Source organism: Aquamicrobium lusatiense (assembly GCF_014201615.1).
In the GTDB taxonomy this organism is placed as follows: Bacteria; Pseudomonadota; Alphaproteobacteria; order Rhizobiales; family Rhizobiaceae; genus Mesorhizobium; species Mesorhizobium lusatiense.
On sequence record NZ_JACHEU010000001.1, the window covers coordinates 2732285 to 2745081 of the forward strand.

Genomic DNA, 12797 nt, shown 5'->3' on the forward strand with positions numbered 1-12797 from the left:
CCTCCATGCACTCATCCTCGCCTACTCCCGCTTCGCAAATTCCAGGCCGCCGCATCGAGGCCATCGACGCGGCCCGTGGCGCAGCACTGCTGGCCATGGTCAGCTACCATTTCACATGGGATCTGGAGTTCTTCGGCTATGTGACGCCCGGCCTCACCGCTTTCGGCGGCTGGAAGATCTACGCCCGCTGCATCGCCTCCAGCTTCCTGTTTCTGGTCGGCTTCAGCCTCATGCTCGCCCATGGCAACGGCATTCGCTGGAACGGCTTCGGCAAACGGCTGGCCATGATCGTGGCGGCAGCGGCGGCGATCACCATAGCGACATGGTTCGCCACGCCGGGCTCGTTCATCTTCTTCGGCATCTTGCACCACATCGCACTCGCAAGCCTGCTCGGCCTTGCCTTTCTGCGCTTTCCCGCATGGGCGCTGGCTGTTGCAGCCATTCTCGTGGCCATGGCGCCGCAATTCCTGCGCATGCCGATCTTCGATCATCCGGGCCTGTGGTGGCTCGGCCTGTCCACCATCAGCCCGCGTTCCAACGATTATGTGCCGTTGTTTCCATGGTTCGCCGCGGTTCTGGCCGGCATGGCGGCCGCACGTTTAGCGCGCGATTTCGGTCTTCTGGCCCGGCTCGGCGGAGAACTGCCACAACCCGCGCTGCGCCCCCTCGTCAAGATCGGGCAGCACAGCCTTGCCTTCTACATCATTCACCAGCCCGTCCTGATCGCCTGCCTGTGGCTGTTCGCACAGGTCTTTCCGGCACCCGCTCAGGATCCGAGGATCGGGTTCATGCACGGCTGCGAGACCTATTGCCGGGAATCCCGCGACCCGAGTTTCTGCACAGCCTATTGCGGCTGCATGTTTGACGCGGTTCAAAAAGACGGCACTGTCGACAAGGTGATGAGCGGAACGCAAAATGAAGAACTGTCCCGTCGCGTTCAGGAGCTCGCATCGATCTGTACAGCGGAAACGGACATGAAGCTGATGGGGGAGGAAGAATGAAAGCAGTTCCAGCCTGGCGCAGGATCCCGTGGCCGCCGCTGATCTATCTTGCGGCAATCGCCGCCGGTATAGTCCTCGGCCTGCTCGTCCCTCTGCCGCGCATGACCGGCCCGTTCGGCAACGTGCTCTATGCCATAGGCTGGCTGATCATCATTGCCGTCATCGCTTTGTGGGTGTCTTCCTTCCGCGCAATGAGACAGGCGGGAACCACGCTCGATCCCTCGGGCGAACCCAGCCATCTGCTCACCAGCGGCCCCTTTTCCATCACGCGCAACCCGATTTACCTCGCCAATACGCTCCTTCTGTTTGGCGTCGGTCTTGTTTCGGGCAACTGGTGGTTCCTGCCGATCTCCATCGTCGCAGCATTCGTGACGCAGAAGATCGCCATCGAATTCGAGGAAAAGATACTGGCCGAAAAGTTCGGCCGCAGATATCGCGACTATTCCAAGAAGGTCCGGCGCTGGTTCTGAAGACATGCTGTGGCCGCCTTGCAAGCCACTGCTGTTCCGCCACCACAATGACACGTGTAAAGCAGGCGTTTAAAGCGTAAAGAGCGTATCTGGAAGGTTACGACACCCTGTCGTGACAATGCCTTGGCTCACCGGCAAATGCACAGGTGAGGTAGCTTCGGCCACTAACCGCCCCCAAAGAACCTCAAGGCGAGACGGTCTCGCCTGCCAGGCCAACAGCTATGCGACAAAAAATGTCGGATCAGAAAAGCAACGGGGAACAACATCCTGAGATGCCGCGTTAAAGCGTGATTTCAACCCGAAGCATGTGAAGAGCGGCTGAATTCTGCACAAAAAAAATGCAAGGCAGAAGCCTTGCACAATGAACGCGTCCGATCTGCTTCCGGTATCCGGCGGCTGCGAGTAACCGCGCCTAGATCGCATCCTCCCAAGACTTTAGACCGCGTAGGAGAACAGTTTTTGTGCTGCTCTCTCGATTATGTTGAGCACACTAGACCAACAAAGCCGGCAAAGTCACTAGAAATTTTGCCTCCATCTGGACTTAAATGTGCTGCATTGCACAATAAGTCGGCACGAACTGCCTTTCGGATGGTCATGGTTTTGCCGGCCAGGGACGCGGTAAGAAGGCGCATGAAAATACGGGTTTTTGCGGCGGGTTTCCAACTTGCCATGAAATGGCTATGAAGCCGAAGCAAACAGGCCCCGGCGCGCCGATTCCGGCGCTGCCTTTTCTCTCACGGAATCAGCTTATGCGTTTGTCGCGCTACTTTTTGCCCATCCTCAAGGAAAACCCGCGCGAGGCCGAGATCGTCTCGCATCGCCTGATGTTGCGTGCCGGCATGCTTCGCCAGCAGGGCGCGGGAAGTTTCTCGTGGCTGCCACTGGGCAAGCGCGTGCTCGACAAGGTGTGCCAGATCATCCGCGAGGAGCAGGATCGCGCCGGCGCGCTCGAAATCCTGATGCCGACCATCCAGTCGGCCGACCTGTGGCGCGAGAGCGGGCGCTATGATGCTTATGGCAAGGAAATGCTGCGCATCAAGGACCGCCATGAGCGCGACATGCTCTACGGGCCGACCAACGAGGAGATGGTGACGGATGTTTTCCGTAACTACGTCAAGTCCTACAAGGACCTGCCCCTCAACCTCTATCACATCCAGTGGAAGTTCCGCGACGAGGTGCGCCCCCGCTTCGGCGTCATGCGCTCGCGCGAGTTCCTGATGAAGGACGCCTACTCCTTCGATCTCGATTTCGAGGGCGCGAAGGCTGCTTACTACCGCATGTTCGTCGCCTATCTGCGCACCTTCACGCGCATGGGCCTGCAGGCCATTCCGATGCGCGCCGACACCGGCCCCATTGGCGGCGACCTCTCCCATGAATTCATCATTCTGGCCGAAACCGGCGAGAGCCAGGTCTACTGCCACCGCGACTATCTCGGCTATGAGGTGCCCGGCGAGGACGTCGACTTTGGCAATGACGGCGAGATCGCCGGCATCGTCACCAAATGGACCACGCCCTACGCGGCGACCGACGAGATGCATGACGAAGCCGCATGGGATGCCATTGCCGAGAGCGACAAGGTCTCGGCGCGCGGCATCGAGGTCGGCCACATCTTCCACTTCGGCGAAAAATACTCGAAGCCGATGAATGCCAGGGTGACCGGCCCGGATGGCAAGGAGCATTTCGTCTCCATGGGCTCCTACGGCATCGGCCCGTCGCGCCTGATCGCGGCCATCATCGAGGCCAGCCATGACGAAAACGGCATCATCTGGCCCGAAGCCATCGCTCCGTTCGACGTTGCGCTCATCAACATGAAGGCGGGCGACGCCGAATGCGACCGCGTCTGCGCCGAGCTTGAGGCAACGCTCACCGCTGCCGGCAAGGACGTTCTGCACGACGACACCGACCAGCGCCCCGGCGCCAAGTTCGCCACCGCCGATCTTATCGGCCTGCCGTGGCAGCTCATCGTCGGCCCGCGCGGCGTTGCCGCCGGTGAGGTTGAACTGAAGAACCGCAAGACCGGCGAGCGCGAAACGCTGCCGATCGCCGCCGCCATTTCCCGTCTGGGTGGGGCTGCATGAGCAAGGCGGCAGCGAAACCCTCCTCCGCCGGACCGTTTTCCGGTTTCGAGCGCATGGTCGCCTGGCGCTACCTGCGCTCGCGCCGCAAGGAGACGGTGATTTCGGTCATCGCCTCGATCTCGTTCCTCGGCATCATGCTGGGCGTGGCGACGCTGATCGTGGTCATGGCGGTGATGAACGGTTTTCGCGCCGAATTGCTTACCCGCATTCTTGGCGTCAACGGCCATCTGATCGTCACGCCCATCGATCTGCCTCTTGAGGACTATGCGCAGGTCGCCGACCGCATCAACGGCGTGGCCGGAGTGCGCTATGCCCTGCCGCTGATCGACGGACAGGTGCTGGCGCAGGGCAATGTCGGCTCCGGCACCGGCGCGCTTGTGCGCGGCATAAGGGGCGAAGACATCGGCAAGGTGTCCATCGTCGCCAACAACATCCGCCAGGGGTCTCTGGTCGGCTTCGACACTGCCGAGGGCGTCGCCATCGGCTCGCGAATGGCCGACAATCTGGGCCTCAGACTGGGTGACATGATCACCCTGATATCGCCGGATGGCGACGTCACGCCGCTTGGCACCATGCCACGGCTCAAGGGCTATCCGGTCACGGCGATCTTCGAGGTGGGCATGTCGGAATATGACAGCTCCATCGTCTACATGCCGCTGGCCGAGGCACAGCTCTATTTCAACATGGAAGATCTGGCGCAAAGCATCGAGATCTATGTCGACAATCCCGATGCCGTCGATGCGCTCAGGCCGAAGGTGGAGGAAGCGGCGCAGCGGCCGATCCTGCTCAGCGACTGGCGCCAGCGCAACCAGACCTTCTTCTCCGCCCTTCAGGTGGAGCGCAACGTCATGTTCATGATCCTGACGCTGATCGTGCTCGTGGCGGCGCTCAACATCATTTCCGGCCTCGTCATGCTGGTGAAGGACAAGGGCCACGACATCGCCATTCTGCGCACCATGGGCGCGACGCGCGGCGCCATATTGCGTATCTTCCTGATGACGGGCGCGGCCATAGGCGTGGTGGGAACGCTGGCCGGCGTCTTCCTCGGCATCCTCATCTGCCTCAATGTTGAGAGTATCCGCCAGTTCTTCTCATGGATTTCCGGCACCGTGCTGTTCAATCCGGAGCTCTATTTCCTGAGCCAGCTTCCGGCAAAGATGGACATGGGCGAGACGCTTTCCGTGGTGCTGATGGCGCTGGTGCTGTCGTTTCTGGCAACGCTGTTTCCCGCATGGCGGGCCGCACGTCTCGATCCGGTCGAAGCGCTGAGGTATGAGTGATGGCGCGGGCGGTTCTTGAGCTCAAGGCGGTCGAACGTCATTACGAGCAGGGCGAGCGCAAGCTCACCATTCTCAATGGCACAGATTTCGTGCTGCATGCAGGCGAGATGGTGGCGCTGGTCGCCCCTTCCGGCACCGGCAAGTCGACGCTGCTGCACACGGCCGGACTGCTGGAACGCCCGGATGCCGGCGAAGTCATTCTGGCCGGCCGTCAGTGCGGCAAGCTATCGGACGACCAGCGCACGGCGATCCGCCGCAACGACATCGGTTTTGTCTACCAGTTTCACCATTTGCTGCCGGAATTTTCCGCGCTGGAAAATGTGATGATGCCGCAGCTCATAAAGGGACTGTCGCGCGAGGAGGCATCCGAGCGTGCCGGGCAATTGCTCGACTACATGCAGCTTGGCAAGCGCGCTACCCACCGCCCTTCCGAACTGTCGGGCGGCGAGCAGCAGCGCGTGGCGATCGCCCGCGCGGTGGCCAATGCGCCGCTGGTGCTGCTGGCCGATGAGCCGACGGGCAATCTGGACCCCGTCACCGCCTCCTACGTGTTTCAGGCCCTGTCCGCGCTCGTGAAACAGTCAGGCCTTGCGGCCCTGATCGCCACACACAATCACGAACTCGCCGCACGCATGGACCGCCGCGTCACCCTCTCGGAAGGCCGCGTCGTTCCCCTCTGAGGCTCCCGATAAGGAGCGGCGCGTAACGTAGCGCGCCCCCGCGGATCATGTGGTCCGCGGGTCACCCTCGGTCGTTCCGGCATGGCCGGCAGCCGCAAGCCCGGCCTGCCTCACCAGTCTGCCCCATGCCCAAAATCCGGTCCTCGCCGATCGACTCCACGGTCTGGGGTGCCGGCCTTCCAGCTCAGCGCCCCCTCGCCTGACCCGACAAAAGTCCCGCCATCCTCCACAGGCTTGTCCTCAGCTATTCGCGGACAGTGCCTTCGATTCGCCCCCCCCCCCACTTTTATAGTGCCCTGCGCGCGCATTGACCCGCCATCTTCGTCGCCGGTCATCGCTTCCGCTCTTCCTGCCGAAACCAGTTCTTAACCCTGAATATGGCCGCGACTCAGCGCTGACAGTGTTCGCATTTTGTCAATTGACATGCGAACAGAATTAGAACAAATTAAGAACATATTGAAAACAGGAGCCAGTCATGACCGATCTCGTTCAGGATGTTGTCTCAATGGTGTGCATGGGCACCTTTCTTGTTTCCATGGCGATGTGGATCGGGGCTCTTTGATTCTATCGACTGCGATCTTCAGCCCGACGCGCTGCATGAACAGGCACTGCGCGGGATGAGTGGCAACGTCGGGGACGAGGATGGCGGTGCGCCCGCGTCGTTAGCCGCGTTCCGCATCGAGTTTGCAAAGACCGGGTTTGAGGCGCTGAGTTCGCTGGTTCCGGGGTTCCCCACATGTCGGGGTCCCCACGTCCTGGGCCCAAGGTCCGGCTCCGTCCATTCCCGGATATGCGGCGGTTAACCGGCGATGCTGTGCAAGGCAGTCTGCTTCGGCGTCTCAGTCAAGATCGCGGGGCCGAACACCTCCTCAAAGGAGGCCTTGAGCGCCACGTCCAGATCGTTCATCGTCACCGGCAGGCCGAGGTCGACCAGACTGGTAACGCCATGGTCCTGCACGCCGCAGGGCACGATGCCGCCGAAATGCGTCAAATCCGGCTCCACATTGATCGATATGCCGTGGAAGCTGACCCATTTGCGCATGCGGATGCCGATAGCCGCAATCTTGTCCTCGGCGACCGAGCCGTCAGCCGTGGGGGGACGATCCAGACGCTGCACCCACACACCCACCCGATCCTCCCGCCGTTCGCCCTTTACATTGAAAGAATCGAGCGTGCGGATGATCCATGCCTCCAATGCCGCCACAAAGGCGCGCACGTCCGTGCGCCTGCGCTTCAGGTCGAGCATCACATAGGCAACCCGTTGGCCCGGGCCATGATAGGTGTACTCGCCGCCGCGCCCCGCAGCAAAAACAGGGAAGCGCCCGGGATCGATCAGGTCTTCCACGCGGGCGCTGGTGCCCGATGTGTAGAGGGGAGGATGCTCAACCAGCCACACAAGCTCGCTGGCCCCTTCCGAACGAATCGCCTCCGCATGGCTCTCCATGAAGCTCAGAGCCTGCGGATAGGGCAGAAAGCCGGGCTCGATACGCCATTCTACCGCCGGCGAACCGGGCGACGAAAAAAAAGACGTGGCGATCTGGCTGCGTTCAGGCATGATTTCTTCCGGATTATGCCCTTTCATATGGCGAGATTGGCGCAAAAGGTCCAGTCGTGGTGGTCGGGCCAGCGCTAAGTTCATGAGCCTGTCATTTAAAGCGCGATTATTGGAAACATGCCCTTGTTTCGCGATAAGCGATTTGCTACACGCCGCGTGCCGGACACAATCCGGCTCCTACCACGGGCGGTCGTGGCGGAATTGGTAGACGCGCAGCGTTGAGGTCGCTGTGGGGCAACCCGTGGAAGTTCGAGTCTTCTCGACCGCACCATATTGCAAATATGCAAGTATTTGATTTTAAAGAGAAAACGGCGGCTTAGCCGCCCTTTTTATTGACAAAATCTGCAAAAATTGCACTACAAATCGCACTACAGGGTGTGAAGGTTTTCCACGTAATGAATTGATTTTTCTGTTGTATTTTAGGTCCGCAATTCTTTCATTCATGTCGGTGCAGGCCACAAACTGTGCGGTAAGCCGGATGTCCATATGACCCACAAATGTCCGTCGGCTGCGATCCGAAAACCCCACCTAAGCAAGATCCTGCATGTAGAAGACATTCGGCATTCGATCGAGGAAAGCCGCGCTGATGGCAAGGTCGTTCCGGCGGACAAGGTGTTTGAGGCGCTGGAAGCTCGCATAATGGACATGACTCGCCGTCTTGGCAGATAGCGCTCTTACTTCCCTTGGTCAGATTCCACCGACGCGTCTTTCGATATGCACCGATCTCAAGTTTGACTGATCCGTTTATACACATGGCATGGGACTGGGTTACCCTTCACGGGTCATACAGTGGATATTCTTCAGTAGAGCTCTTGCCGCCTCTGGAACTCGGATAGCAACGGCAGAGACATGCGGTTTCTCACCTGCCTGCCTGCCTATAGGCGACCGAGCGAGGAAGCCGACGTTCAATTGGCTTGGCCGGCTGACAGCTTCGCGCCGCAAAAATCGGGTGGCAAAGCTGCCTTGGCCGAACTCCAAAAGCGGACCTTGCCTATGGCTACTTGCCGGCTATTTCGACGTATGCGTTCGAATCCCGTATGGCCTGCCACTTCACGCCGATTGCGCGATATTGCCGCCTATAGCAGCCGGTCACCGCACAATATTTCGGGCATCTCACGAGAAATCCCGCCGATAGCCCTCTAAAGCACGCTAAAGAGAGGGGGTTCTCACATGTCTCGACCAGGCGGAATAGCTCCAGCCGAAAATAGCCGTCGATTATCTCGCGCCAGATGCTTGGGGCATCCAAAAAAGATCATGATGACAGCTAAGGAAGATATTGTTCGGAACATCTCACTCCAACCGGGAAATGGTTTTCGCAAGTAGCCCATTCGGCCGGGGTCACTGACATGAAGGATGGCTTTGAAGAAAATACGTGAGAAGCGTGAGCGAACCAGGATGTCAAATTAGAATGCAGATTCCTGATCCATTGTTACTCGATACGAGCCGCGGCGACCTCCTTCCACAAACACGTTTTAACGCCACGCTCAACGCGCATGGCCTGTACGATGGTCTTCGCTTCATAGTTCGCCTGTCTCCGCGGGTTCACGAGCTCATCGCGAGCTTGCCGAATGGCGTCCGTTTCTCGAGCGATGCTACGTTTGAGCAGATGCAAGCCTTCTCGACTTACCTACACGAGACCATCCACTGGTGGCAGCACATCGGCAGTACCTGTGGGTTCATGATGAGCCTCAGCTACCCCGCGCAAACCCACGCTAACCTTCTGCACCTGAGGAAGTTTCTCGATCAGGTCGGGCGAGTGAAGCCGATCCGCGCGTGGGCGGAAATGAATCCTGGGCCGCGCGATATGGCATCACCGCGCGCTACGGCCAACATTATTATCAACAATCAGTTTGACATCGCCGCCTATCGGTTTCTGGCCACCAATCCAGAACGCGCCGAACTGCTTGTGAATAATACGATGTTTGAGAGCTTGGCCCATACGTACAACATCGCCTTGAGCAACGGTGTCATGGCGCTTTCCAGCACGTTCGACCGGGAGCTTGAGTTCATTCCGGACCCGCGCAGTTGGCAAAAAGAGTTGCGTAAGCTCAGGCAATCAAAGGAGCCTGGCTACTTTTACGGCTCGCCGATCGGCCTGTCGCCGGTTGGGGCCTTCCACATTTTCGAAGGGCAGGCTCGGTTCGCGCAGCTCCAATATCTACATTTCGCCACTGGCGGTGCTTTCGATTGGGGCGATGCCGCAGCCGCTGGCATGCTTTCGCCGATCTACATGGCTGCATTCGAGGATTTTCTGGCAAGAACCGAATTCGCTCGGCCCGACACGATCGATCATCCGACGGTCGCACTATTCATGCTTGTGTGCGACATAGCGATGAATCCGGCCGAAGCCTTTCCGTTTCCGGTCCTCGTCCCGAAATTCTTCATCATCGATGTCGATCCCGGCATGCGCTTCATCTACCTATCGGTGATCGTGAAGCATCAGTTTCCTGAGATGAGGACCGCGATCACCGAGTACAGCGCGAGCGAATATGTGGATGTGAGCACGAAGCTCTGCCGGGCTCTTAGCACTTTCACACCGTTGGAAATTGTGCAGGAGATCAACCGCTGGGTCGAGAATGGTCCTGCGTTCAAGGACTGCTTGGCACGCCACGATGCTGGCAAGGCAGATGCCCTAAATCTCCCCCTTCAGGTGCTCTTCGGCCAATTCGCTTCATACGCGCGCGACAAGGCCTGCTATCCGCACATCCTATGCTGGCCGGGCGCGCATATGGCAGGTCACAACGTGAGCCAGGACAGCATCGGTCTCTTCTCGCGCCAATCGCCCATGTTTATCGATCGTGCGGAGGATGAGATGATCGTTCCGATTGTCCGTACCGGCCTCGACGAAGCGACTGTCATGGAGACGTTTCAGGAGTTCTACGGCGGGTACGCGCTCTACGATCTGACCTATCAATGGATCACCACACCAGGACCATTCACTTACAACTTCCGGTGGCTTCAACCCAACGGAACCGACGAGCAAATCAAGGCATGGGCTGACCGGATTTTCACCAACGCCTACGGCGTTTCGCCGGACGATTTCACTAGCTTACAAGCATGAGGCGGAAACCCCGCTGAGGGTGGGTAGCCGGAAGTGAACGCTCGCTCGTTGTCATCGAAGAACTCGAGCTGAAGATTGCTTACCTGCACTCCGTCCACGTCGAGTCGATAACCGTCGAGCGAGCGGAGCGTCGCGTTTTTTCCGGTTCTGCTCTTCATTCATCAACAAGCTAGAATATGTGATCGACTCGACTTTCCGTTGTTTCTTCGGTTTGATTTGGTGGGGATTCTAAGGGGAGGCATATTGGTGTTCTTAGAAAAACACTCTCGATTCTTTCGGCGTTTTGATCTCTCGTTTACGCCACGACATACCGGTGCTCCCCATCTCCCGGTCATCGCAGATTCCAACGAGTTCAGCATTTTCGATGCTCTGAATACACGCGTCGTGGACGAAAAGGCCCTGGAAGTCCAGCCGAACGGCGACATCGTTGAACTGATGGAGGTAACCTACGAGGCGAAGAGGAAAGCGCTCATTCTGCTATTCCACCGCGCGTCACCAGATGCTGCGGAGCCCACCTATCGCAAAAAAGCCCGCCAGAAGGCGGGAACCAAGGTAACCGTTCGTAAGGCCGAAAAGCTGGAGGGCGAAGAGCAATCAGTATCGGCACATCTGATCGTTTTGGATGAGGCAATCCGCCAAGGAACCTATCGGGCCGCCCTCGAAGAAATCCCCGGTATCAGCATGGCGGTTGTCAGGCGGATAATCGGCCAAGCACTCCACGACTACGAATACGATTTCGAGCGAAAGAAGAAGCAGGTCAACACCTACAGCACCTTTAAGCCCGTTGGCGTTCCCTCTGAAACCCTTTCGGGAGCGCTGAAGAGCGGAACACTGAGCTATGTCACGCTTGTAAGGCCGGCAAAGGCAGACTTCGTTGACGCCGACGGATTGTTTCAACCTCAAACTGAGACGATGAGAATTCGGGTTCAAGGCGAGGTCACCAGCGGGAACTGGCGGGATTATCTTCCGGCGATGTTCAAGCGGGCGAAGGCAGCAGGATGGACGGACTTCAGCGTTGATCTCGAACTTGATGACAATCGCCGTCGAACTCGACCAGCAAGATGAGGCCAAGGAGGTTCTTTTTGTCCGGTCTGATGAATTGAATTTCCAGACGGAGCTCGAAGTTTGCTCAGTTAACATTGTCGATGAAGTCGTAGCAAAGGTACTCAACCTGATCCGGAAAGGATAAATGGGAAGTGCGCGGCGGCGTCCTCACATACCCTCTCAGCTATCTTTCCCTTAAAGATGAGAGCGGGAAGCGGCTCTTTAGGCGCAATTGGGTTGCGGTCCTAGTTGTCGTAATTGTGATGAGCGTGCCGTTTATATTTTTCGATGCTAACTACTTTTCAGATAGAGGATTTCTGGATCGGATTGGCAGTTTTGCTGCGGTACTTACCGGATTCTATATAGCCGCGCTGGTTGGTGTTGCGAGCTTTGCATCATCCGTTGGGGATCTCGACGAAGAGATTGAGGTTGGTCGCATCAGCCGTCCCGTACCGGACCCGGCTGAAAACGAGGATCCAGAGGAGTTTCTCACGCGTCGCCAGTACGTCTGTTCGATGTTTGGTTATCTGGCGTTTATGTCGTTAATGCTCTCCGTCGGAGCGATTCTCTTGATCGTCGTTGCTGATCCTGCCTACGTGGCGATTGGCGCTACGGCTCGCTGGATTGATGTCGAGACGGTAACTTGGCTCCAGACAGTTGGACGAGCAGCCATCGTCATGGGCTTCAATCTCGTGCTAGCCCATCTGCTTGTGACAACTTGCCATGGGCTTTATTATCTTATCGATCGCCTCTACGCGAAAAAACCAGTACTGTTGTCAAAGACGACGGGGCACCCAAAAGTTCGCACGCCTGAATAGCGTCAACACAAATCGTCCTAGGCAAGCGCGTCCAGAAAAACGCCGACAGTGGCACGATCACTCGCGGAGATGCAGGCGCTTACCAGGCCCTGAGCAGCGCCAGCAGCCAGTTGACCACGTAACTTTTTTCCTCCACAAACGTGACTAGAAAAAGTTACGTGGAGATTCGCCGTGGCGGCTACCATCTACCAGGAAGATCGCGAGTGCGATCGTCGTCTTTCCCAGTATTTCAATTCGACCAAAGCCCAGTGGGCCGAGATCGTGAAAGCCATGGTCGCGGCTCGTGGGTCGTGCACCAGCCATAATCCCAAGGCCTCGCCCGGCTTCCTCGCTTGGGATGCCGGCATCACTCGCATGCGGCAGATTTTCTGCCGCGAGGGGTGGGAAGCCGGCGACGACAACGGCGTCGAGCTGATCGTCAACCGCGACTTCCGGCGTAAGGTGACGGTCATGAATGCCGACAAGGGTGTCTGCGATGCGACCCGCTCGCCCAGGAATCGTACGGAAAAGGGGCCGGCGGCTGAGAAGATCACGGACCTGAACAGCCAGTTGGACCTCTTCCGCCGCGAGCACCCGCGCGAGGTCAGGCCACACGCCTACGATCTCTGGCAGCTCTGTGTTTTCGATGACGGCAAGGAAGTTCGCGCCGAGTTGTCGCGGCCGATCGAGTTTAAGGGCGGTTTCTACATCGGCTACAGCGAGCGCATCTGGATTCTCCGCCCTGGCGAGTGGGAGCGGATCGTGATCGAGGCGCCGTCCGACGACAGCGGTCAGGATTTCGACATCACCGTCCGCCGGAAGTAAGTCGAT

The 12797-nt window shown here is 58.4% G+C and carries 10 protein-coding genes and 1 tRNA gene; 10 read left to right on the forward strand and 1 reads right to left on the reverse strand.

What is annotated here, in order from left to right; all coding sequences use genetic code 11:
- Window positions 1-5: 5 nt before the first annotated feature.
- The 5 genes from HNR59_RS13105 (at window position 6) to HNR59_RS13125 (ending at window position 5509) form a co-directional block, all read left to right on the forward strand.
- Window positions 6-1001: a heparan-alpha-glucosaminide N-acetyltransferase gene (locus tag HNR59_RS13105; protein ID WP_183830876.1), complete on the forward strand. Its 996-nt coding sequence runs from the start codon at window positions 6-8 to the stop codon at window positions 999-1001.
- Window positions 998-1471, forward strand: coding sequence for a methyltransferase family protein (locus HNR59_RS13110; RefSeq protein ID WP_183830878.1), 474 nt, complete (start codon window positions 998-1000; stop codon window positions 1469-1471). The genes HNR59_RS13105 and HNR59_RS13110 overlap by 4 nt, the downstream gene beginning before the upstream one ends.
- Window positions 1472-2220: 749 nt before the next feature.
- Entirely contained in the window at window positions 2221-3549 is a 1329-nt protein-coding gene (gene proS, locus HNR59_RS13115) for a proline--tRNA ligase (protein ID WP_183830880.1), read from the forward strand.
- Entirely contained in the window at window positions 3546-4829 is a 1284-nt protein-coding gene (locus HNR59_RS13120; RefSeq protein ID WP_183830882.1) for a lipoprotein-releasing ABC transporter permease subunit, read from the forward strand. The genes proS and HNR59_RS13120 overlap by 4 nt, the downstream gene beginning before the upstream one ends.
- Window positions 4829-5509, forward strand: a complete 681-nt coding sequence (locus tag HNR59_RS13125; RefSeq protein ID WP_210307247.1) for an ABC transporter ATP-binding protein — start codon at window positions 4829-4831, stop codon at window positions 5507-5509. The genes HNR59_RS13120 and HNR59_RS13125 overlap by 1 nt, the downstream gene beginning before the upstream one ends.
- Window positions 5510-6308: 799 nt before the next feature.
- On the opposite strand, the gene lipB is transcribed toward HNR59_RS13125, so the two are convergent.
- Window positions 6309-7064: a lipoyl(octanoyl) transferase LipB gene (gene lipB / locus HNR59_RS13130; RefSeq protein ID WP_183830886.1), complete on the reverse strand. Its 756-nt coding sequence runs from the start codon at window positions 7062-7064 to the stop codon at window positions 6309-6311.
- 186 nt (window positions 7065-7250) lie between these two features.
- Between lipB and HNR59_RS13135 the strand changes: the two genes are divergently transcribed.
- From HNR59_RS13135 to HNR59_RS13155, 5 genes are all read left to right on the forward strand, one after another.
- Window positions 7251-7335 (forward strand) — tRNA-Leu (locus HNR59_RS13135).
- A 1137-nt stretch (window positions 7336-8472) separates the two neighbouring features.
- Window positions 8473-10125, forward strand: coding sequence for a hypothetical protein (locus tag HNR59_RS13140; protein WP_183830888.1), 1653 nt, complete (start codon window positions 8473-8475; stop codon window positions 10123-10125).
- Window positions 10126-10368: 243 nt separating this feature from the next.
- The gene (locus HNR59_RS13145) at window positions 10369-11190 is read left to right on the forward strand and encodes a hypothetical protein (RefSeq protein ID WP_183830890.1); all 822 of its coding nucleotides are present in this window, start codon (window positions 10369-10371) and stop codon (window positions 11188-11190) included.
- A gap of 131 nt (window positions 11191-11321) precedes the next feature.
- Window positions 11322-11987, forward strand: coding sequence for a hypothetical protein (locus HNR59_RS13150; protein WP_183830892.1), 666 nt, complete (start codon window positions 11322-11324; stop codon window positions 11985-11987).
- A gap of 171 nt (window positions 11988-12158) precedes the next feature.
- Window positions 12159-12791, forward strand: a complete 633-nt coding sequence (locus tag HNR59_RS13155; protein WP_183831626.1) for a hypothetical protein — start codon at window positions 12159-12161, stop codon at window positions 12789-12791.
- Window positions 12792-12797: the final 6 nt, after the last annotated feature.